The 20,128-nt window shown below is 70.9% G+C and carries 18 protein-coding genes; 12 read left to right on the forward strand and 6 right to left on the reverse strand.

Features of this window, described 5'->3' with window-relative positions; all coding sequences use genetic code 11:
• The first annotated feature begins 119 nt into the window (after positions 1 to 119).
• The 6 genes from ABZ833_RS03235 (at position 120) to ABZ833_RS03260 (ending at position 6,708) form a co-directional block, all read left to right on the forward strand.
• Positions 120 to 2,558, forward strand: a complete 2,439-nt coding sequence (locus ABZ833_RS03235) for a polysaccharide lyase 8 family protein (protein WP_361040305.1) — start codon at positions 120 to 122, stop codon at positions 2,556 to 2,558.
• Positions 2,559 to 2,980: 422 nt separating this feature from the next.
• Entirely contained in the window at positions 2,981 to 3,370 is a 390-nt protein-coding gene (locus ABZ833_RS03240) for a subtilase-type protease inhibitor (RefSeq protein WP_361041322.1), read from the forward strand.
• A 158-nt stretch (positions 3,371 to 3,528) separates the two neighbouring features.
• Positions 3,529 to 4,434 (forward strand): aminoglycoside phosphotransferase family protein, encoded by a 906-nt coding sequence (locus tag ABZ833_RS03245; protein ID WP_361040308.1) that lies wholly within the window; start codon positions 3,529 to 3,531, stop codon positions 4,432 to 4,434.
• Positions 4,435 to 4,568: 134 nt separating this feature from the next.
• Positions 4,569 to 4,919 (forward strand): YciI family protein, encoded by a 351-nt coding sequence (locus ABZ833_RS03250; RefSeq protein ID WP_361040311.1) that lies wholly within the window; start codon positions 4,569 to 4,571, stop codon positions 4,917 to 4,919.
• Entirely contained in the window at positions 4,919 to 6,154 is a 1,236-nt protein-coding gene (locus ABZ833_RS03255; RefSeq protein WP_361040314.1) for an RNA polymerase sigma factor, read from the forward strand. Before ABZ833_RS03250 ends, ABZ833_RS03255 begins: the two co-directional genes overlap by 1 nt.
• Positions 6,151 to 6,708 (forward strand): GNAT family N-acetyltransferase, encoded by a 558-nt coding sequence (locus ABZ833_RS03260; protein ID WP_361040317.1) that lies wholly within the window; start codon positions 6,151 to 6,153, stop codon positions 6,706 to 6,708. The genes ABZ833_RS03255 and ABZ833_RS03260 overlap by 4 nt, the downstream gene beginning before the upstream one ends.
• 26 nt (positions 6,709 to 6,734) lie before the next feature.
• Here the strand turns inward: ABZ833_RS03260 and ABZ833_RS03265 are convergent, their stop codons facing one another.
• The 3 genes from ABZ833_RS03265 to ABZ833_RS03275 all read right to left on the reverse strand — a co-directional run bounded on the left by ABZ833_RS03265 (position 6,735) and on the right by ABZ833_RS03275 (position 9,959).
• Complete coding sequence (locus ABZ833_RS03265; RefSeq protein ID WP_361040319.1) at positions 6,735 to 7,967, reverse strand: epoxide hydrolase; 1,233 nt, start codon at positions 7,965 to 7,967, stop codon at positions 6,735 to 6,737.
• A 30-nt stretch (positions 7,968 to 7,997) separates the two neighbouring features.
• A complete protein-coding gene (locus tag ABZ833_RS03270; RefSeq protein ID WP_361040321.1) occupies positions 7,998 to 8,957 on the reverse strand; it encodes a TauD/TfdA family dioxygenase in 960 nt (319 codons plus the stop codon).
• Positions 8,958 to 9,110: 153 nt separating this feature from the next.
• Entirely contained in the window at positions 9,111 to 9,959 is an 849-nt protein-coding gene (locus ABZ833_RS03275) for an SAM-dependent methyltransferase (RefSeq protein ID WP_361040324.1), read from the reverse strand.
• A 254-nt stretch (positions 9,960 to 10,213) separates the two neighbouring features.
• On the opposite strand from ABZ833_RS03275, the gene lpdA reads away from it, so the two are divergent.
• Both lpdA and ABZ833_RS03285 read left to right on the forward strand, forming a co-directional pair.
• Positions 10,214 to 11,617: a dihydrolipoyl dehydrogenase gene (lpdA, locus tag ABZ833_RS03280; RefSeq protein ID WP_361040326.1), complete on the forward strand. Its 1,404-nt coding sequence runs from the start codon at positions 10,214 to 10,216 to the stop codon at positions 11,615 to 11,617.
• 175 nt (positions 11,618 to 11,792) lie between these two features.
• Positions 11,793 to 13,970, forward strand: a complete 2,178-nt coding sequence (locus ABZ833_RS03285) for an MMPL family transporter (RefSeq protein ID WP_361040329.1) — start codon at positions 11,793 to 11,795, stop codon at positions 13,968 to 13,970.
• A gap of 4 nt (positions 13,971 to 13,974) precedes the next feature.
• Here ABZ833_RS03285 and ABZ833_RS03290 read toward each other — a convergent pair whose 3' ends face one another.
• Positions 13,975 to 14,781 (reverse strand): isocitrate lyase/phosphoenolpyruvate mutase family protein, encoded by an 807-nt coding sequence (locus ABZ833_RS03290; RefSeq protein ID WP_361040332.1) that lies wholly within the window; start codon positions 14,779 to 14,781, stop codon positions 13,975 to 13,977.
• 199 nt (positions 14,782 to 14,980) lie between these two features.
• Here ABZ833_RS03290 and ABZ833_RS03295 point away from each other — a divergent pair, with 199 nt between their 5' ends.
• Genes ABZ833_RS03295 through ABZ833_RS03305 form a run of 3 tightly spaced genes read left to right on the forward strand, consistent with a single transcriptional unit; the run spans position 14,981 to position 17,294 of the window.
• Positions 14,981 to 15,397, forward strand: a complete 417-nt coding sequence (locus tag ABZ833_RS03295; protein WP_361040334.1) for a YciI family protein — start codon at positions 14,981 to 14,983, stop codon at positions 15,395 to 15,397.
• Positions 15,394 to 16,629: a sigma-70 family RNA polymerase sigma factor gene (locus ABZ833_RS03300; protein WP_361041325.1), complete on the forward strand. Its 1,236-nt coding sequence runs from the start codon at positions 15,394 to 15,396 to the stop codon at positions 16,627 to 16,629. Before ABZ833_RS03295 ends, ABZ833_RS03300 begins: the two co-directional genes overlap by 4 nt.
• Positions 16,626 to 17,294, forward strand: a complete 669-nt coding sequence (locus ABZ833_RS03305) for an SUMF1/EgtB/PvdO family nonheme iron enzyme (RefSeq protein ID WP_361040337.1) — start codon at positions 16,626 to 16,628, stop codon at positions 17,292 to 17,294. Before ABZ833_RS03300 ends, ABZ833_RS03305 begins: the two co-directional genes overlap by 4 nt.
• A 10-nt stretch (positions 17,295 to 17,304) precedes the next feature.
• Here ABZ833_RS03305 and ABZ833_RS03310 read toward each other — a convergent pair whose 3' ends face one another.
• Both ABZ833_RS03310 and ABZ833_RS03315 read right to left on the reverse strand, forming a co-directional pair.
• Positions 17,305 to 18,642, reverse strand: a complete 1,338-nt coding sequence (locus ABZ833_RS03310; protein WP_361040339.1) for an FtsX-like permease family protein — start codon at positions 18,640 to 18,642, stop codon at positions 17,305 to 17,307.
• 3 nt (positions 18,643 to 18,645) lie between these two features.
• Positions 18,646 to 19,449, reverse strand: coding sequence for an ABC transporter ATP-binding protein (locus ABZ833_RS03315; protein WP_361040341.1), 804 nt, complete (start codon positions 19,447 to 19,449; stop codon positions 18,646 to 18,648).
• Positions 19,450 to 19,796: 347 nt separating this feature from the next.
• Between ABZ833_RS03315 and ABZ833_RS03320 the strand changes: the two genes are divergently transcribed.
• Entirely contained in the window at positions 19,797 to 20,126 is a 330-nt protein-coding gene (locus tag ABZ833_RS03320) for a hypothetical protein (protein ID WP_361040343.1), read from the forward strand.
• Positions 20,127 to 20,128 lie beyond the last annotated feature (2 nt).

Genomic DNA, 20,128 nt, shown 5'->3' on the forward strand with positions numbered 1-20,128 from the left:
CGTTGCGCGACCCATTGAGCAGTGGCCTGGACCCATGCTAGAAAGCGCTTACTCCTCTCGCCCCCCGCGCGCACCTCCCACTTCTCCCCCTCCCTCTCCCCCTCACCATCGGAGACCCCATGCACTCTCCCTGGTCCCGCCGCGCCTTCCTGCTCACCACCGGCGGCTCCGCGCTCGCCCTGACGGCCTCGGGTCTGCTGCCCTCGGACGAGGCAGAAGCAGCGGTCGCCGCGGACGCGTACGAAGCACTGCGCACCAAGTGGCGCACCTTGATACTCGGAGAGGGCTTCTCCCCCACGGCCGAGCCCTTCAAGAGCCGCCTGGCCGAACTCGGCACCACGGCGCGGGAATTGCGCGCCACCATGGCCCCCGCCACAGGGTCCCTGTGGCCGGACGCCTCGTACGCCGACCCCGATCCGGACACCGACCAGGAGTCGTACGGCTACTCGGCGAACGTAGTAACCGGTTACAGCCGACTCAACACCATGGCGCAGGCCTACCGGCAGGAGGGCACGGGCCTGACCGGCGACGCGGGCCTCAAGGCCGACATCCTCACCGGCCTCGACCACCTCTACACGCAGGTCTACAACGAGAACCAGGCGCGGTTCGGCAACTGGTACAGCTGGCAGATAGGCGCCCCGCAGAACCTCCTCGACGTCTGCGTCCTGATGTACGACCAGCTGTCGGAGACCCAAGTGGCCAACTACTGCAAGGCCGTGGACCACTTCGTGCCTGACTCCGCGGTAGGCAGCTACACCGGGACGAGCACCGGCGCGAACCGCGTCGACCTGTGCCGCGTGCTCGCGCTGCGCGGTGTCGTCGGCGCGAGCTCCGCGAAGATCGCGCTGGCCAGGGACGCCCTGTCCCCCGTCTTCCCGTACGTGACCACCGGCGACGGCCTCTACACCGACGGCTCGTTCATCCAGCACACCACCGTGCCCTACACGGGGTCGTACGGATCGGTGATGCTCGGCGGCCTCGGCATGCTCTTCTCCCTGCTGCGCGGATCGAGCTGGGAGGTCACGGACGCCAAGAAGCAGATCATCTTCGACGCCGTGGAGAAGGCGTGGGCTCCGTTCATCTACAACGGCCTCGTCATGGACGGCGTGGCGGGCCGTGCCATCAGCCGCGGTCTGGCCACGTCCGACGCCAAGAGGATCCAGGCCGACGACCACCGGCGCGGCCACCCCATCATGTCCGCCGTCGTACTCCTCGGTCAGGGCGCGAGCGCGGCCGAGAACGCGCGGTGGCGCGGCCTGGTCAAGGGCTGGATGCGGCGCGACTACTACAGTCCGCCGCTGAGCGACGCCTCGCTCGGCCTGACAAGTCTGGCCCGCCTGCAAGGGGTTGAGAGCGACACGTCGGTGACCGCGATCGCCGAGCCCACCGGCCACCGGCTCTTCCCGAACATGGCCCGCGCGACGCACCGGCGCCCCGGCTGGGCCGCTTCGATCAGCATGGCCGATCCCCGCATCACGTACTACGAGACGGGCAACGGCGAGAATCTGCGCGGCTGGCACACCGGCTCCGGAATGCTCTACTGGTGGGGCGACACCTACGCCAACGGGCAGTACAGCGACGCCTTCTGGCCCACGGTCGACCCGTACCGGCTGCCCGGCGTCACGGCATCGCGCAAGGCGCTCGCGGACGCGGCGGGCGGCGACTGGGGCGCTTCGATGCCGGACGTGAAGTGGGTGGGCGGGGCGAGCGACGGCCAACGGGCCTCCATCGGGCAGTACCTGAAGGGACTGCAGAGCACCCTGCGCGCGAAGAAGTCGTGGTTCTGCCTGGACGACGCGATCGTCTGTCTGGGAGCGGGCATCGTCTGCACGGACGGCGCGGCGGTCGAGACGACCGTCGAGAACCGCAACCTCGGCCCGACGGGCACCACCTCGTTCCAGGTGGACGGCGCGGCCAAGCCGACCGGCTCCCCCTGGTCCGCGACCCTCACCGGCGCCAAATGGGCGCACATCGGGGGCCACGGCGGCTATGTCTTCCCCGGCGGCGCGACGGTGAAGGCACTGCGCGAGGAGCGCAGCGGCAAGTGGAGCGACATCAACAAGGGCGGCGCGACGACGGCGATCGCCCGCAAGTACCTCACGATGTACGTCGACCACGGCACCGCACCGACGAACGGGACGTACGCCTACGCCCTGATGCCGGGGGCGAGCGCGGCGCAGACAGCGGCCCGGTCGGCGGACACCGGATGGCTCCAGATCCTCGCCAACTCCGACAACCAGCAAGGTGTTTCGGTCCCCTCGCTCGGCTTCACCGGGGTCAACTTCTGGTTCGGCGGCACGGTGGGCAAGCTCACCGCGAGCGCGCCCTGTTCCGTGCAGATCAGCGAGAAGAGCGACGGCACGGCCGTCATCTGCGTCAGCGACCCGATGCGCGCGCAGACCTCCCTGACCCTCACCTGGAACCGCGCCGTGTCCGCGGTGACGGCCAAGCCCGCCACGGTCACGTCGGCGGTCACCGGCGCCTCCCTGAAGCTGACGTTCGGGGACCTCAGCGGCACGAAGGGCGCCAGTCAGCGGATCAGCGTCACGCTCGGCTGAGGCGTGGCCGCCGCGGCGCGCCGCCTTGCGCTGCGGCGGTCCGCTTTGCGTTGCGGCGGTCCGGCCTGAGCCCTTAGCACCGATGCTTTCCGGTCGACCATCGATTCCGGTAGAAAATCAAATCAACTGTTTCCGCAGGTCAGACAGTTGTTCTGACTTGCACCATCGCTTCCGGTCCACATGTTGGACACCCTTCGCGTGACGTTCCGCATCCCTCTCGCCCGCCCTGAGCTGCCCGAACGGTCATGCGGTGACCGCTCAGCGGACACATGCATCCGGAAATCGACCATGCGTTTGGAACTCACTCTCCGCACCGGCAAGACTCCCGTCTGCAACCAGCAACACACCCGCATCAAAGGAGAGTTGACGTGCGTTTCTTCCTCAAGACGGTGGGCGCCACCGCTGTCGTGGCCGCCTGCGTGATGTCCGGAACCTCTGGCACGGCGCAGGCCCAGCCCAAGGCCGCCGCCGCCGGCCTCTACGCGCCCTCGTCGCTGGTCCTCGCCGTCGGCCAGGGCGAAGAGGCGGACACCGCGATCATGGAACGCGCCGTGACCCTGAACTGTCTGCCCAAGGCCTCCGGAACCCACCCCACGCCGTCCGCCGCCTGCGCCGAACTGCGCTCGGTCGACGGTCAGTTCGCTCAGCTGGTCGGCACGTCACCCGGCATGGCCTGCACGAAGGAGTGGAAGCCCGTCGTGGTCGCGGTCGACGGCGTGTGGCAGGGCAGACGAGTCGCGTGGTCCCAGACGTTCGGCAACAGCTGCGAGATGCGGGCGGGCCTCGCGGGAGGCGCGGCCCTCGCGTTCTGAGCTCCGCCTGCCGTGCGGTCTTCCTTCGCGCAGCCGACGGTAATTGGGTGGACGTGGCCTCTCTCGTGACGGTGGGATGAGGCCTCGACATCCACCACTGCGCCTTGGACGACGCCCCAGCGTCGTCCAAGGCGCAGTTCGTGCGCGGGGAGTTGCCCATGAGTGATCCGATCATCGACACGGACCTGGTCCGCCGCTTGCTCGCAGCGCAGTTCCCCCGGTGGGCGGACCTGCCGCTCGCGCCGGTCCCGCTGTCCGGCATGGACAACGCGACGTACCGGCTCGGCGACGACATGTCCGTACGGCTGCCGCGCCACCGCAGGTGGGTCGGTCAGGTGGAGGCCGAGCAGCGGTGGCTGCCGTGGCTCGCCCCGCAGCTGCCGCTCGCCGTCTCCGAGCCGCTGGGCAGGGGCGAACCCGGCGAGGGCTACCCCTTCCCCTGGTCCGTCTACCGGTGGCTGGAGGGCGACACCGCGACCACCGGCTCCCTCACGGATCCGCTCCGGGCGGCGGCCGACCTCGCCGGATTCGTCACCGCCCTGCGGGGCATCGACCCCACGGGCGGTCCGGGCCCCCGGCTCAGCAATGCCTTCCGCGGGGAACGCGTGGGCACCGAGTGCGACTCCTTGTTCGCCGACTCCCTCGTACGCTCCAAGATCGCGAAGCTGAAGGTGGCGGGGCTCGTCGACAGTGACGCGGTGACCGCCGTGTGGGACGAGGCCCTCGCGGCACCCGCCTGGGACGGCCCGCCCTCGTGGGTCCACGGCGACCTGGCGACCGGCAATCTGCTGTCCGTCGGCGGCCGCCTGAGCGCCGTCATCGACTTCGGGACGCTGGCCGTGGGCGACCCCGCGGTCGACCTGCTGCCCGCGTGGCTGTTCCTGCCGGACGAGGCCCGGGGCGCCTTCCGCGCGGCGGTCGACGTCGATGACGCGACGTGGGCGCGGGGCCGCGGGATCGCCCTCGCGGGCTCGCTGCCCGTCCCGGACGACCCGTTCTTCGACGATCCGGCGCGGGTGGAGGCGGCGCTGCGGCACCTCGACGCGATCATCACCGATCATTAGCCGAGAACGCCCGGCGAGAATGTTCGGCGGATCTTTCGCCTCCCCCTGTCGATCCGGCCGATTGCCGTTCGTATGGACAGTGAGAGGGCGGCACAGGGCCGGCCCCAGGGACGATCCGCCAAGGAGCGACGACCATGAACCAGTACCTGCTCAGCATCTACCAGCCCGACGGCGGCGTGCCGGATCCGGAGTTCCTCGAGCCCATCATGCGCGACGTCGAAGCGGTGAACGCCGAGCTCAGGGAGGCGGGCGCCTGGGTGTTCGCCGGGGGCCTCTTCCCGCCGAGCACGGCGACCGTGGTGCGCCTCAAGGACAACGAGGTGCTCACGACCGACGGCCCGTACGTCGAGGGCAAGGAGCATCTCGGCGGCTTCACCGTCATCCGGGCGGCCGATCTGGACGAGGCGCTCGCATGGGGCCGCAAGCTGGCCCGCGCGATCACCCTGCCCATCGAGGTCAGGCCGCTGCAGCACGGATCCTGCTAGTGGCAGCGGGTCCCCCGGAGGTCACGGTCACGGCGGGGAGCATCGAGCGGGTCTTCCGTGCGGAGTACGGGCGCGCGGTGGCCGTCCTGGTCCGCGTCTTCGGCGACATCGACATCGCCGAGGAGGCGGTCCAGGAGGCGTTCACCACGGCGGTGCAGCGGTGGCCCTCCACCGGTCTGCCGCCGAGCCCCGCGGGCTGGATCATCACCACCGCCCGCAACCGCGCGATCGACCGCCTACGCAGGGAGGCGTCCCGCGAGGACCGGCATGCGCAGGCCGCGCTGCTGCATGCCCAGGAGCCACCGGCCGTGGAGGGACCCGTGCGCGACGACCGGCTGCGTCTGATCTTCACCTGCTGCCATCCGGCGCTCGCCCCCGCGGCGCGGGTGGCCCTCACCCTGCGTCTCCTGGGCGGTCTGACCACCACGGAGATCGCCCGCGCCTTCCTGGTGCCGGAGCCGACGATGGCCCAGCGGATCGTGCGGGCCAAGGGGAAGATCCGCGACGCGCACATCCCGTACCGGATCCCCGGCGACGCCGATCTGCCGGAACGGCTTCGCGCGGTCCTCGCCGTCGTCTATCTCGTCTTCAACGAGGGGCACACGGCCAGCGCGGGTGACGCGCTCGTCCGCGACGACCTCTGCGCGGAGGCCATCCGCCTGGGACGGCTCCTGACCGAGCTGATGCCCGACGAGCCCGAGGCCCTGGGCCTGCTCGCGCTCATGCTGCTCTCCGAGTCGCGGCGGGCCGCCAGGACCACCGCCGACGGCGGGCTCGTCCTCCTCGCCGAGCAGGACCGCGGCCGGTGGGACCGCGCGCTGATCGACGAGGGCCAGGCGCTCGTCCGCCGCTGCCTGCGCCGCGGCAGCCCCGGGCCGTACCAGATCCAGGCCGCGATCAACGCCGTGCACAGCGACGCGCCGACCGCGTCCGCCACGGACTGGGGCCAGATCCTCCAGCTGTACGACCAGCTCCTTGCCGTGGCCCCGAGCCCGGTCGCCGCCCTCAACCGCGCGGTGGCGGTGGCCGAGGTCAAGGGGCCCGGCGCGGCGTTGCCCCTGGTCGACGAGCTGGCTCTCGACAGCTACCACGTGTTCCATGCCATCCGCGCGGACCTGTTGCGACGCCTCGGCCGCACCGATGAGGCGGCACGGGCGTACGACGCCGCGCTGGCCCGCACCGAGAACGCCGCCGAGCGGGACTTCCTGCTCGGCCGCCGCCAGGAGGAGAGATGAGGGAGTCGTCCTTGACCGCGATCCACGCCCAGGAGATCCGCACCGCCCGCCTCGTCCTCGTACCTCTCCGGGTCGAGCACGCGGACGAGATGGCCGATGTCCTCGCCGACCCCGCCCTGCACACCTTCATCGGCGGTTCTCCGGACGATCCACAGGCCCTGCGCGCCCGCTACCTGCGGATGACCGCGGGCTCCCCCGACCCGGCGGTCTCCTGGTGCAACTGGGTGCTGCGGCTGCGCGGCGAGGACTGCCTGGCCGGGACGGTGCAGGCCACGGTCGGTCCCGCCGCCGACGGCAGCGACAGCAGCGACAGCGCGCTGGTCGCGGAGATCGCCTGGGTCGTGGGAACTCCCTGGCAGGGGCGGGGCATCGCGGTGGAGGCTGCCCGCGGCCTCGTCGACTGGCTCGCGGGGCAGCGGGCCGTGCGCGGCGTCGTCGCCCATGTCCACCCGGACCACCTGGCTTCGGCCGCCGTCGCCACCGCCGCGGGGCTCTCCCCCACGGACGAGTGGCAGGACGGCGAGGTCAAGTGGCAGCGGATGCTGGAGCGTTGAGCGGATCCGGCCGTGCCCTGTCTCGCTCAGCGCCGGTCGCGGAACGTACGGCGCAGGTCGCCCACCCAGCCCTCGGGGATCTCCCACGGGATGAAGTGACCGCCGCTCTCGTGCGCGGCGAGGTTGACGTGGTGGTACCAGTCGGCACGGTCACCGGCGAGCCAGCTCTGGATCCGCTGCTCGGTGGTGGTGACTCCGGGCGGGTTCTCGTGGCCGACGAAGGTGATGCCGGTGGGGGCCTCGATGGCCGGCCTGCGGTCGTGGGAGGGCGTCCAGGGGTAGCGGTTGGCGTTCGCGTAGTAGCGCACCGACGTTCCGATGGCGTTGTTCACCCAGAAAATCATGGCGTGCGTGAGCAGATCGTCCTTGGAGAAGACGCTCTCCACATCGCCCCGGTTGTCGCTCCACTTGTCCCAGCGCTCCAGGATCCAGGCGAGCAGCCCGACCGGTGAGTCGCTGAGCCCGTAGGACAGGGTGCTGGGGCCGAGGACGTGCACGGCCAGGTGGGCGGCGAACCGACGTTCCAGGGACAGGAGTTGCCGGTGCGCGGGCTCGGGCAGCCCTTCCGGGATCGGCTGTCCGCCGCTGAGGTCCCAGCCCCGGTCGCCGTTGAACATGGTGAGCTTCTGGCCGGAGCCGATGTGGATGCCGTGCAGCTCGTCGGCGTACTTGTGGCCGAGCTGACCGGTGACGAGGGCGCCGATGTCACATCCCGCGGCGGCGTACTTCTCGTGGCCGAGCGTGTCGGTCATCAGGGTGTGCCAGAGGTCGGCGACCTTCCAGAAGTTCATGTCGGGGTGGTCCGGCAGCGGCGTGGAGAAACCGAAGCCGGGCAGGGAGGGGACGATGACGTCGAACGCGTCCGCCGGGTCGCCGCCGAACGCGGCGGGGTCGGCGAGCGGGTCGACGACCTTGGACCAGTGCCAGAAGGTCCAGGGCCAGCCGTGCGTGAGGACGAGCGGGGTGGGGGCGGGGCCGACGCCGGGCCTGCGCATGAAGTGCACCGGCACGCCGTCGATGCTCACCCGGTAGTGCTCATAGGAGTTGATGGCCGCTTCGGCCTTGCGCCAGTCGTAGTGATGGAGCCAGTACTCGGCCAGTTCCTGGAGGTAGCCGCGGCGGACGCCGTAGTACCCGTCGTCATTGCCCACGTCGTCGGGCCACCGCGTCAGCCGCAGCCGCGCCCTGAGGTCGTCGAGCACCGCGTCGGGGACGTGGATGGGCTCGGGAGTCAACGGGAAGCGCGCTGCGGCTGACATCAGGAATCGGGTTCCTTCCGAGGGCGGGGGTCAGTACGGGCGGTCGCCCGCGATCGCGACACGTTCGGCCACGCGACGGTGCGGGGCGTAGTCGTCGACCGCGTAGTGCTGGGTGGAGCGGTTGTCCCAGAAGGCGACGTCACCGGCCTGCCAGTGGAACCGCACCTGGTACTCGGGGACCTGCGCCTGGCGCACCAGATAGCTCAGCAGCCGGTCGCTCTCCGCGCGCTCCATGCCCACGATGTGCGTGGTGAAGGAGGTGTTCACGAAGAGCATCCGCCGCCCGGTCTCCGGGTGCCTGCGCACCACGGGGTGCGTGACCGGCGGGAACTGCTCCTGGAGCGGGATCAGCTTCTCGGGTCCGTAGAAGCGGGCGAAGCCGGGGATGAAGTCGTGCACCGCCTGGGCCCCTTCGATGCGTGCCTTCACCTCGTCGGGGAGGTTGTCGTACGCGGCCGCCATGTCCGCCCACATGGTGTCGCCGCCCACCGGCGGGACCTCGCGCAGTTGCAGGACGGCGCCGAGCGCGGGCCGCTCGCGGAAGGTGACGTCGGCGTGCCAGACGTTCTCGTACGTGGGGGTGGCGCTGCCGCCCTTGTCGAAGCGGACGACGTCGTCGGCCGAGCCGCGCGCGAGCAGCGGATTGGTCTCCAGGTCGCCCCAGTTGAGGGCGAAGGCGCGCTGCTGCTCGGAGGTGATCCCCGCGCCCCGGAAGAAGAGCACCTTCCACTCCAGGAGGGCGCGATTCAACTCCTCGCGCAGTGCGGGGGTGAGCGGCTGCGCGAGGTCGACGCCGCGGATCTCGGCGCCGATGAGGCGGCCCTGGGGGACGACGTCGATCAGGTCGTAGGGGCGCTCTTCCCAGCCTTCGGGTACGCGGCGCAGGGTGCGGCGGCCTTCGTACATGCCGTCGGCGGGGACGCGGGCGTCACGCAGCGCGGGCGGGACGGCAGGAGCAGCGGAGGGGACGGCAGGGGAAACCACAGCCATGGTGATCCTTCGGTGGTGAGTGAACGGGTGGCGGTACGGAGACGGATCCCCGGGCAGCTAGCGACCCGATCGCTCGCACCCGCGCCGCCACGGAACCCCGAAGGTCCTCACGGCGGCGGTCAGGTGCTGGATCATGCACGCCATTGTGTATGGCTATGCCTTGCGGAGCAAACCCCCGTACTCGTAGATGCCCTTGCTCTGCTCGGTGGCGCCCAGGTAGGGGGCCAGATCCTCGTGGACCGGGGCGAGCGGGGGCTGGTCGGCGTCCGGGCGCCAGTCGACCAGGTTCACCAGGCCGGGCTCGACCGGCTCCAGGCCGTCCAGGAGCGCGTCGAGCTCGGCGGGGGTGCGCGTCTGCCAGGGGACACCGCCGCCGGAGATGTGCGCGCTCATCGCGGCGCCGCGGTGCGGGTCGTCGGCGACGACCTGCGAGAGGCCCAGGTAGCTGCCGGGGGCCGCGCGGTCGATGATCGTGCGCAGTACGCGGCGGGGGTTGTCGGCGTCGGTCAGGTGGTGCACCACCGACAGGAAGAGCACCGCGACCGGCTCGTCGAAGTCGATGAGGCGCGTCACGTCCGGGTGGCCGAGGACGGCGTCCTGGTCACGCATGTCACCGTGGATGACGGTGGTGGTGGAGTCGTCGGCGAGCAGCGCCCTGCCGTGCGCGAGGACGATCGGGTCGATGTCCACGTAGACGACGCGGGTGTCGGGTGCGAAGCGCTTGGCGACCTGGTGGACGTTGTCGTCGGTCGGCAGGCCGCAGCCCATGTCGATGAACTGGCGGATCCCGGCCCGGGTCAGATGGCGCACGACGCGGAAGAGGAACTCGCGGTTCTGCCTGGCGATGTCGACGCACTCGGGGAAGTCGGGCAGCGTCTGCAGCAGGAAGTCGCGGTCGACCGCGTAGTTGTCCTTGCCGCCGAGCATCCAGCCGTAGGCGCGCGCCGACGTCGGCACGTCGAAGGGTATGGATGTGATCCCGGTCTGCTCGTCTGCGGTCACAGCGCGTTCTCCACCTCTCCCAGAGGGAACATGGGTTTCTGCTCCGTCGCGGCGACACTATCCCGTGACCTTCGGCCGGGTGAATCCGGTATGGAGCGTCAACCCACCGGCCCGCGGCGGCGGTTGAGCCCTTGGCCCGGGGCGGGTGGCATGACATCGGCCACCCGACCGCCCGCGACGCGGCCGGATGCCGCATGATCGGACGTGCGCGAGTCACGTACCACCGGATACGTACCACCAGAGAGGACCTCCCCATGGAAGACCGCTTCGACGTCGTCGTGCTCGGAGCAGGACCCGGCGGCTATGTGGCCGCCATCCGCGCCGCCCAGCTGGGCAAGCGGGTAGCGGTCGTCGAGGAGAAGTACTGGGGAGGTGTCTGCCTCAACGTCGGCTGTATCCCGACCAAGGCACTGCTGCGCAACGCCGAGCTGGCCCATCTGTTCACGCACGAGCAGAAGACGTACGGCATCAAGGTCGACGGGAACGTGTCCTTCGACTACGGCGAGGCGTTCAACCGCAGCCGCACGGTCGCGGACGGCCGCGTCAAGGGCGTCCACTTCCTGATGAAGAAGAACAAGATCACGGAGTTCGACGGCCGGGGCACGTTCCTCGACGCGAACACGCTCCAGGTCGCCAAGTCGGACGGCACCACGGACACGATCACGTTCGAGAACTGCATCATCGCCACGGGCGCGACGCCGAAGCTGCTGCCCGGCACGCGGCGCTCCGAGCGCGTCGTGACGTACGAGGAGCAGATCCTCGCGGACAGCGTGCCGGAGTCGATCGTGATCGCGGGCGCCGGCGCCATCGGCATCGAGTTCGCCTATGTCCTGCACAACTACGGCGTGAAGGTCACGATCGTCGAGTTCCTCGACCGCATCGCGCCCCTGGAGGACGCGGACGTCTCGACGGAGCTGGCCAAGCAGTACCGCAAGCTCGGCATCGACGTGAAGACCTCCACCCGCGTCGAGTCGATCGACGAGTCCGGCGCCAAGGTCAAGGTCACCGTGACCGGCAAGGACGGCAAGCAGGAGGTCCTGGAGGCGGACAAGGTCTTGCAGGCCATCGGCTTCGCGCCGAACGTCACGGGCTTCGGCCTGGAGGCGACGGGCGTGGCGGTGACCGAGCGCGGCGCCATCGACATCGACGGGCACGGGCGGACGAACGTGCCGCACATCTACGCCATCGGTGACGTCACCGCGAAGCTGATGCTCGCGCACACCGCCGAGTCCATGGGTGTCGTGGCCGCCGAGACGATCGCGGGCGCCGAGACGATGGAGCTCGACTACCCGATGATCCCGCGGGCCACCTACTCCCAGCCGCAGATCGCCAGCTTCGGCTGGACGGAGGCGCAGGCGAAGGAGAAGGGCTTCGACGTCAAGGTCGCGAAGTTCCCGTTCATGGCGAACGGCAAGGCACACGGCCTCGGCGACACCGTCGGCTTCGTCAAGATCATCAGCGACGCGCAGTACGGCGAGATCATCGGCGCCCACCTGATCGGCCCGGACGTCACGGAGCTGCTCCCCGAGCTGACCCTGGCCCAGCAGTGGGACCTGACGGTGCACGAGGTCGCGCGCAACGTGCACGCGCACCCGACGCTCGGCGAGGCGGTCAAGGAAGCGGTGCACGGCCTGGCCGGACACATGATCAACTTCTGACGGCAGCCGGGCCCGCCCGGACGCGCCCCCTCGGGTCCTCCGGGCGCGCCCCCTCGGGCCTCCCAGGGCGCGCCCCGCCGTTGCGCCGAACGGCTCAAGTGGCGGGGCCGCCCGGTCCGGAAGATCCTTGGTCAGAACGCATCGCTACGCCTCGGGGGCGAGGAGAGGCAGCAGCATGTTCTCTGGCCTGGGCCGATTCGTGGTCCGTCGCCCGTGGTGGATCATCCTGGCGTGGGTCGTGGCGGCCGGTGCCGTGATCTCCCTGGCGCCGAAACTCACCTCCAGCAGCGACGAGGCAAGCTTCCTGCCGGACCATTACGAGTCCATCCGCGCGGCGGACGTGCAGGAAGCGGAGTTCCCCAAACAGCAGAACGTCGGCGCGATCATCGTCTTCCAGCGCTCCGACGGCGGAAAGCTGACGGCCGCCGACTCCGCGGACGTCGCCCGCATCTCCAAGGATCTCCAGGCCAAGAAGATCCCCGAGGTGCAGGCGGTCGTGCCAGGGGCGGTCTCGCCGAACAAGCTGGTGCAGACGTCGGTCGTCGCGATGCCGAAGATCACCAACCCCGAGGACACCGCACAGCAGGACGCGGTCGAAGACCTGCGGTCCGACCTCAAGCCCGAGCTGAAGGGCACGGACCTCTCGGCCGGGATCACCGGCTCCGCCGCGCAGGCGCTGGACGAGAGCGACGCCTCGGAGCGGGCCGGACTGCTCGTCGGGGTCGGCACGATCGTGATCATCATCGTGCTGCTCCTGGTGATCTTCCGGAGCCCGATCATCGCGCTGCTCCCCGTGGTCCTGATCGGCCTCATCTCGCCGATGGCGACCGGTCTGATCGCCTCCGCGAACAAGGCCTTCGACATGAAGGCCGACTCCTCCATCCAGGAACTCCTCACCGTCGTCCTGTTCGGCGTCGGCACGGACTACATCCTGTTCCTGCTCTTCCGCTACCGGGAGGCCCTGCGGGCGGGCGAGGATCCCAAGGGCGCCATGGTGCACGCCGTCGAGCGGGTCGGGGAGGCGATCACCTCGGCGGCGGGCGCCGTCATCGTCGCGTTCGCCGCGCTCACGCTCTCCTCGCTCGGGATGCTGCGGTCGATGGGCCCGGCCCTGGCCATCGCGGTCTTCGTGACGCTGCTCGCCGGGCTCACGCTGGTCCCCGCCGTCGTCTCGCTGCTCGGCACCAAGGTGTTCTGGCCCTCCAAGTCGTGGCAGCGGGAGCCGCAGGGCACCGGATTCGCGCGGCTCGGCAAGGCCATCGCCCGCAAGCCCGCCGTATGGGCCCTGGTGTCGGCGCTGTTCATGGGCGCGCTCACGCTCGGCGCGCTCGGATACCGGGCCAACTTCGACCTGGCGGGCTCCTCGCTGCCCAAGGACAAGGAGTCGATGGTCGCCCTGAAGGACCTCCAGAAGGGCTTCCCCGCGGGCACCACCGACCCGACCTTCGTCTACCTCACGTCGACGGACGACGGACCGCTCCCCGCGGCGCGCACGGCCGCCTTCCGGGGACAGCTGGACGACATCCAGGGCGTGGGCGAGGTCTCCGCTCCCCGTCTGAGCACGGACCGCTCCACGGCGTCGTTCTCCGTGGTGCTCTCGGACCCGCCCGCGTCCGACAAGGCCCTGGAGACCGTCAAGGACCGCCTGCGCCCGACCGCCCACGAGGACGCCCCGCCCGGCACCGAGGCACTCGTCGGCGGGACGACGGCGGTGTACGTCGACATCAACAAGGCGGTGGACCGCGACTACTCGGTGGTCTTCCCGGTGGCGGCGCTGGCCATCATGGTCATCCTCGGCCTGCTGCTGCGGAGCCTGGTGGCGCCCTGGTACCTGATGCTGTCCGTCGCCCTCGGCTTCGGCGCGACCCTGGGCGCGACCTCACTGCTGTTCCAACAGATCGGCAGCCAGCCGGGGTTGATGTTCATGCTGCCGGTGATCATGTATCTGTTCGTGGTCGCCCTCGGCACGGACTACAACATCCTGATGGTGTCGCGCCTGCGCGAGGAGGCCCGCGAGGGCCGCACCCCGCACGACGCGGCGGGCACGGCGGTGCGCCACTCGGGCCCGACGATCGGCTCGGCGGGCGTGATCCTGGCGGGCACGTTCGCGACGCTGATGCTCGCGGGCAACTCGACGCTCTCCCAGATGGGCTTCTCCCTCTCCTTCGGCATCCTCATCGCCGCCTTCGTCATGGCGATGATCTTCACGCCCGCACTGACGGCCCTCATCGGGCACGCGGCGTGGTGGCCGGGCCACGGGGACGAGAAGCGCAACGGCGGGGGCGCGCGCCACGGAGAGGGCGAAAGGTCGGACGCGGGCGGCGAGTCGGACGCGGACGGGGTGCGCCCCTAGCCGCCTAGTCGCCCTTGCCGTACGCCGCGGAGAGCGCCTGGGCGTCCGCGTACGAGGGCATGCCGTCCGGCACGGCGAGACCCCCGGCGATCGAGCGCGCCGCCTCGACGGCTCCGTGCAGGGCGGCACGGAAGAGCAGCGAGCCGCTGCTCACGCGGCGCACGCCGAGCTCCGCCAGACGCCGGTAGGTGAGGGCGCCGGACGCGAAGAGAATGTTCAGCGGTACATCGGCCATCCCCTCGACAAGACCCGCGATGACCTTCTCGTCCTGGAGCCCGGGGACGAACAGGCCGTCGGCGCCCGCCTGCCGATAGGCGTCGGCCCGGCGCTCGGTCTCCCCCTCTCCCCCGGCGTGCAGCCAGTAGGTGTCCGTGCGCGCGTTGACGAAGAGATCGGGGGCCGTCTCCTTGACGGCACGGATCAGCTCGCACGTCACAGCCGTGTCGGCCAGCGTCCCGTCCGGGCGCCCGTCCTCGATGTTCACGCCCACGACACCCGCCCTGACCAGTTCCGCGGCGAGGGCCGCGACCTCCTGGGGCCGCTCGCCGAAGCCGCCCTCGATGTCCACGGTGATCAGCGCGGGCAGCCGGGCCAGGCCGCGGGCCAGGCGCAGGGTCTCCTCCCGTGTGCCGCCCATGGCGTCCGCCTTGCCGGCGGCTGCCGCCACACCGAGGCTGGTCGTGCCGATCGCCGGGAAGCCGCCGTGGGCGAGCGCGGCGGCGGAGGCGTGGTCCCAGGCGTTGGGCAGCAGCAGGGGTTCGCCGGTGCGGTGCAGGGCGCGGAACTGGTCGGCTCGCTGTGCGTACGTCATGCCCGGACCGTAGCCGCGCGTCGATTCGGCGACCACCGAAACGTCCTGGTGGGCGACGGGCGGGGCGGCGGCCGTCCGGCCCTTCCGACAGGGCAGGAAAATTGTTCCGGCGTAATGTCGAGAACGGGTCGTCCGCTCCGACGTCCCCTGTGAGAGTTGCCCACAAGGGGTGACCACCGCACAGCGGAGGAGCGACATCATGAAGTATCTGGTGATGGTTCAGGGAACGCAGGCGGACTACGAGGCGCAGAGCGGCAAGGGGAACGCGACCAGCCCGGCCTGGAGCGAGAAGGACCTGCAGGCGATGTTCGCCTTCATGGGCGCGCTCAACGACGATCTGGCCGAGTCCGGCGAGATCGTCGACGGTCAGGGCCTGGCCGAGCCCGCGCAGACCCGCCTGGTCGACGTGGACAAGGACGGCCGCCCGGTCATCACGGACGGTCCCTACGGCGAGACGAAGGAAGTGCTCGCCGGGTACTGGGTCCTCGACTGCGCGAGCCTCGACCGGGTCACGGAGATCGCCAATCGCATCCAGCAGTGCCCGATCCCCGAGGGCGCGCCCAACTACCCCGTCGTGATCCGCCCCATCATGGGTGTCCCCGACGACGCGTCCTGAACAGCGAAGCCTCGGTCGAGGACCTGCTGCGCCTGCACGCGCCGCAGGTCCTCGGCGCGCTCGTGCGCCGGTACGGACACTTCGGCGAGGCCGAGGACGCCGTGCAGGAGGCGCTGCTCGCCGCGGCCCGGCAGTGGGCCGAGCAGGGCGTTCCCGACAACCCTCGCGGCTGGCTGATCAGGGTCGCTTCGCGGCGGCTGACGGATCAGCTGCGCAGTGACGAGGCGCGGCGCAAACGTGAGGAGGAGGCCGCCCAGCTGTCGCCCCGGGACACCTTCACGGCACCCGCGCCGGGCGAGAGCCGCGCGCCCTCCGACGACGACACCCTGACGCTGCTCTTCCTGTGCTGCCATCCGGGGCTGAGTGCGGCCGCTCAGGTCGCGCTGACGCTGCGCGCGGTCGGCGGTCTGACCACGGCCGAGATCGCCCGCGCCCATCTCGTGCCCGAGGCGACGATGGCGCAGCGGATCAGCAGGGCGAAGGCCAAGGTCAAGGGGGTGCCCTTCCGGCAGCCGGGCCCCGAGGACCGTGATCAGCGGCTCGCGGCCGTCCTTCAGGTGCTCTACCTCATCTTCAACGAGGGTTACACGGCGACATCGGGCAGCGCCCTGCACCGCTCCGACCTGGCGCGCGAGGCGATCCGGCTCACCCGGGCCGTGCGCACCCTGCTGCCCGAGGAGGGCGCGGTGACCGGCCTTCTCGCGCTCATGCTGCTCACCGAGGCCCGCAGCGCGGCCCGCACCGGCCCCCACGGGGAGCTCATCCCGCTCGACGAACAGGACCGCTCGCGCTGGGACCGGCGCGCGATCGAGGAGGGCTGCGCGCTGGTCGAGAAGGCCCTGTCCCAAGGCTCCGCGGGCGCCTACCAGTTGCAGGCGGCGATCGCCGCGCTGCACGACGAGGCGGCGCGCGCCGACCACACCGACTGGCCGCAGATCCTGGGCCTGTACGACATCCTCGTACGCCGCACTCGCGACCCCATGGCCGAACTCAGCCGGGCCGTGGCCTTCGCCATGGTGCACGGGCCGCGGGCCGGTCTCGCCGAAGTCGCTTCTCTGGAGGACCGGTTGGCGGGCCATCACCGGCTCGACGCCGTGCGCGCCCATCTCCTGGAGCGGGCGGGCGACACCGAAGCGGCCCAGGCGGCCTACCAGTTGGCGGCCAAGCGTACGCTGAGCATCCCCGAGACCCGCTACCTGCAGATGCGTGCGGCTCGCCTGTCGTCGACATGAGCACGGAGAGCAAGATGATCAGCGTCCCGGGCGGTCAGGTGACGCTGTCGGACCGGCGGACACAGCGCAGTTGGCCGGTGGAGGTCGCGGCCCACGAACTCGCTGCGTTCCCCGTCACCCAGGAGCTGTACGCGCAGGTCACCGGCGAGCGGCCGAGCACCGCGCACGGCGACCGGCTGCCCGTCGAGGGCGTCTCCTGGCTGGACGCGGTCCGGTTCTGCAACGCCCTGTCCCTGCGTGAGGGGCTGGCACCCGCCTACCGTCTCCCCGCCGATGGCGAAGGCGCCGAGTGGGACGTGTCCGCCGACGGCTACCGGCTGCCGACCGAGGCCGAGTGGGAGCACGCGTGCCGGGCCGGTACGGCCGGTGCGCGGTATGGGCCGCTCGACGAGATCGCCTGGCACGGCGGCAACGGCTCCGGACGGATCCACGAAGTGGGCGGCAAGCAGGCCAACGCGTGGGGTCTGCACGACATGCTGGGCAATGTCTGGGAGTGGTGCTGGGACCTCTACGACCCCGAGGTGTACGGCACGTATCGGCTGCTCCGTGGCGGTGGCTGGTTCGACGAGCACTGGAGCTGCCGGGCCTCGGTGCGGCGCCGCAGCCACCCGACGTTCCGGATCGACGACGTGGGGTTCCGCGTCGCGCGCTCCCCCGCCGCCTGAACCGGAGCCGTCACGCGGCCAGGGTCACCGCCTCCACCGCCGGGGTGCGCAGCGTCCGGCGCGCCGTGCCGATGCTGGTGATCATCGTGGCCGCGGTGGCGACGGCGACGATCGCGAGCCAGATGCCGATTCCCTGGTCGGGCAGGAGCGCGTCGGCCCGCACGGAGCTGAACGGCAGGATGCCGGCGAGCCCGGCCACCGTTCCGAGGAACACGCCGGTCGCGGTGAGGACCAGACTCTCGACGCCGACCAGTCCGAGCACCTGTCCGGGAGTGGCCCCGGCAAGGCGCTGCTGGCCGAACTCGCGGCTCCGGTAGGAGGTCGCGGCGTACAGGCTGTTGATCAGCATGATGCAGGAGAAGACCACGATGATGCCGACGACGGTGAAGTTCAGTGTCTCCAGGTTCTTGTCCTCGACGGACTTGGTAAGACCCGACGCCTTGATCGCGTCGCTCTCGACGGCCTGGATGTAGAGCGTCGCGGTCGCCATCCCCGTGAAGAGCACAAGCGGCATCAGCACACCGGCGAGCTCGTCGGCCCGCCGCCGCATGGTGCGCACGGTCAGATAGCCGCTCGGCCCGGCGATCGCCTCCAGCGGTCCGGCGAGGACGTCGAGCAGCGCCCGCAGCAGCCTGGGCGAGAGCAGCGCGAAGCCGACGGAGAGCAGGATGGCGCCGTAGGCGGGGGTCGCCATCAGGGCGGGCGCCGTCGCGTCGAAGGCGAAGGTGGAGAGCACGGACGCCGCACCGGCCACCACGGCGCCGTAGGCAGCCATGTTCCGCAGCCTGCCCCGGCGTCGGGGCGCACCGGCGGCCGCCCTGGTCGCGCGGCGCACCGCGAGGAACGCGGCGCCCACCGAGGCGAGCAGCGTGATGCCGATCCCGGACATGAGGGCGATCGGCCCGAAGGAGAAGTCCACGCCGTCGGCGACCTGCCCGCCGTCCTTGAACAGTCCGAGCAGCGCCCGGCCGCCGAGCATCCCGGGGCCGACGGCGAGCAGCGCCCCGGTCAGGGCGACGACCGCGGCCTCGCCGACGACCATCCGCTTGATCTGCGCCGGAGTGGCACCGGTGCTGCGCAGCAGGCCGATCTCCTCGCCGCGCTGGCGTACGTTCACGGTCAGGGTGGAGGCGATGGCGAAGAACACCAGGAGTGCTCCGTAGCCGCCGACCACGCTCGCCGCCGTGGTGAGAGTGTCCGCGCTGACGTCGTCGACGCCCCGGGCGCCCGCGGTGTCGTGCATCGAGTGGAACGTCATGATGATCGCCGCGCCGAGGAAGGCCGAGAGCAGGGTGGCGATGAAGCGTCCGGGGCGCTGCCGGACGGAGCGCAGGGCGAGTGTGAACATGGCTCAGACCCCCAGCGGCATCGTGTCGGAGCGCGCGCCGGCCACGGCGTCGCCCAGGTGTGCGAGGCGCTCGGCGACGGCGTCGACGGTCGGGGACTCCAGGTGTCCCGCGAGGCGGCCGTCCGCGAGGAACAGCACGGAGTCGGCGTAGGAGGCGGCGACCGGGTCGTGGGTGACCATCACCACCGTTCCGCCGTGCACGCGCACGGTCTCCTGGAGCAGCCGCAGGACGTCCCGCGCGCTGCGGGTGTCCAGGGCGCCGGTCGGCTCGTCGGCGAAGATCACGCTCGGCTCGGTGACCAGGGCCCGCGCGATGGCCACGCGCTGGCGCTGGCCGCCGGAGAGCTGGTCGGGGCGGTGCCCGAGACGGTCGCCGAGGCCGACCTGGGTGAGGACGGCGCGGGCCCTGTCCCGGTCGATCCTGCGGCGCGCGAGCTTCAGGGGAAGCGTCGTGTTCTGGGCGACGGTGAGGGTGGGCAGCAGGTTGTACTGCTGGAAGACGAAGCCGATGCGCTGCCGCCGGAACTTGGTCAGCTCGGCCTCGCTGCCGCCCGTCATCTCCTCGCCGTCCACCACGACGATGCCGGAGTCGGGCCTGTCGAGTCCCGCCGCGCACTGCAGCAGGGTCGACTTGCCGGACCCGGAGGGGCCCATCACCGCGGTGAAGCTCCCCGCGGGCAGGCTCAGCGTCACGCCGTCGAGCGCGGTCACGGCGCTCTCGTCGGCTCCGTAGGTCTTGCTGACCTTGACCAGCCGCAAGGCCTCGGCGCTCCTGGCGGATCCGGCTCTGCTCGTACGACGAAACATGGCCACGTCCCTTCCGTGCGGGCGCCTGGTGCGCCATGCCTCAGAAGTTACGGACGGCCGGGGCCCGGCACATTGGGCGTACGACCCGAGATCGAGGTGGCGGTAAGTACACCCCCCGACACCGACCGGCACGTAATGCAGCTCACAGGAACAAGGGTCCGACCTGGGAACACAAGCTATTGGTTCACCGTTGAACAGTACGTAGGTCCCGATCGCGATTCCCCCGTCCGGTCGGGGCCTACCTCTATTTCCGACCGGACATGTCCATCCCGTTCCGTTTCACGCCTTCGAGCGCGAATATGCCAACCGCACCGCGCGGCGCACCCCCCGGACGGCATCATGCGTTCATGGACGGTGCCAAGCCTGTGCAGGTCTTGTTCACACCCGACGAGTACGAAGCGGTCCAGCGCAACGCGGACCAACTCGGCCTCCCGGTCGATGAGTTCATACGCCGGGCCGTGACCGTCGACGCCACGGAACTCCCCTGCCCCACCACCGGCGCCCGGCGCGGCTCCGGCGCACCGGCTGCCGTGCCGCCCGTCCGCCGGAGCCTGGGCCCCGGTGGCGCACCCGCGCTCCAGCGCTTCCTGGACACGCTCGCGACCGCGGTGGAGCCCGCCCCGGACGAGGAGCGGGTGCCACCGCAGCCGACGGTCCGCAGCTGCTCGGGGCAGTGACG

It is taken from the genome of Streptomyces sp. NPDC047525, from assembly GCF_040643025.1.
GTDB classification, from domain to species: Bacteria; Actinomycetota; Actinomycetes; order Streptomycetales; family Streptomycetaceae; genus Streptomyces; species Streptomyces durmitorensis.

Excerpts from the sequence above, each read along its gene's own strand:
- ABZ833_RS03235 (WP_361040305.1), top strand. The coding sequence starts at position 120 with ATGCACTCTCCCTGGTCCCGCCGCGCCTTCCTGCTCACCACCGGCGGC.
- ABZ833_RS03240 (WP_361041322.1), top strand. The coding sequence starts at position 2,981 with ATGTCCGGAACCTCTGGCACGGCGCAGGCCCAGCCCAAGGCCGCCGCC.
- ABZ833_RS03245 (WP_361040308.1), top strand. The coding sequence starts at position 3,529 with ATGAGTGATCCGATCATCGACACGGACCTGGTCCGCCGCTTGCTCGCA.
- ABZ833_RS03250 (WP_361040311.1), top strand. The coding sequence starts at position 4,569 with ATGAACCAGTACCTGCTCAGCATCTACCAGCCCGACGGCGGCGTGCCG.
- ABZ833_RS03260 (WP_361040317.1), top strand. The coding sequence starts at position 6,151 with ATGAGGGAGTCGTCCTTGACCGCGATCCACGCCCAGGAGATCCGCACC.
- ABZ833_RS03265 (WP_361040319.1), bottom strand. The coding sequence starts at position 7,967 with ATGTCAGCCGCAGCGCGCTTCCCGTTGACTCCCGAGCCCATCCACGTC.
- ABZ833_RS03270 (WP_361040321.1), bottom strand. The coding sequence starts at position 8,957 with ATGGCTGTGGTTTCCCCTGCCGTCCCCTCCGCTGCTCCTGCCGTCCCG.
- lpdA (WP_361040326.1), top strand. The coding sequence starts at position 10,214 with ATGGAAGACCGCTTCGACGTCGTCGTGCTCGGAGCAGGACCCGGCGGC.
- ABZ833_RS03285 (WP_361040329.1), top strand. The coding sequence starts at position 11,793 with ATGTTCTCTGGCCTGGGCCGATTCGTGGTCCGTCGCCCGTGGTGGATC.
- ABZ833_RS03290 (WP_361040332.1), bottom strand. The coding sequence starts at position 14,781 with ATGACGTACGCACAGCGAGCCGACCAGTTCCGCGCCCTGCACCGCACC.
- ABZ833_RS03295 (WP_361040334.1), top strand. The coding sequence starts at position 14,981 with ATGAAGTATCTGGTGATGGTTCAGGGAACGCAGGCGGACTACGAGGCG.
- ABZ833_RS03305 (WP_361040337.1), top strand. The coding sequence starts at position 16,626 with ATGAGCACGGAGAGCAAGATGATCAGCGTCCCGGGCGGTCAGGTGACG.
- ABZ833_RS03310 (WP_361040339.1), bottom strand. The coding sequence starts at position 18,642 with ATGTTCACACTCGCCCTGCGCTCCGTCCGGCAGCGCCCCGGACGCTTC.
- ABZ833_RS03315 (WP_361040341.1), bottom strand. The coding sequence starts at position 19,449 with ATGTTTCGTCGTACGAGCAGAGCCGGATCCGCCAGGAGCGCCGAGGCC.
- ABZ833_RS03320 (WP_361040343.1), top strand. The coding sequence starts at position 19,797 with ATGGACGGTGCCAAGCCTGTGCAGGTCTTGTTCACACCCGACGAGTAC.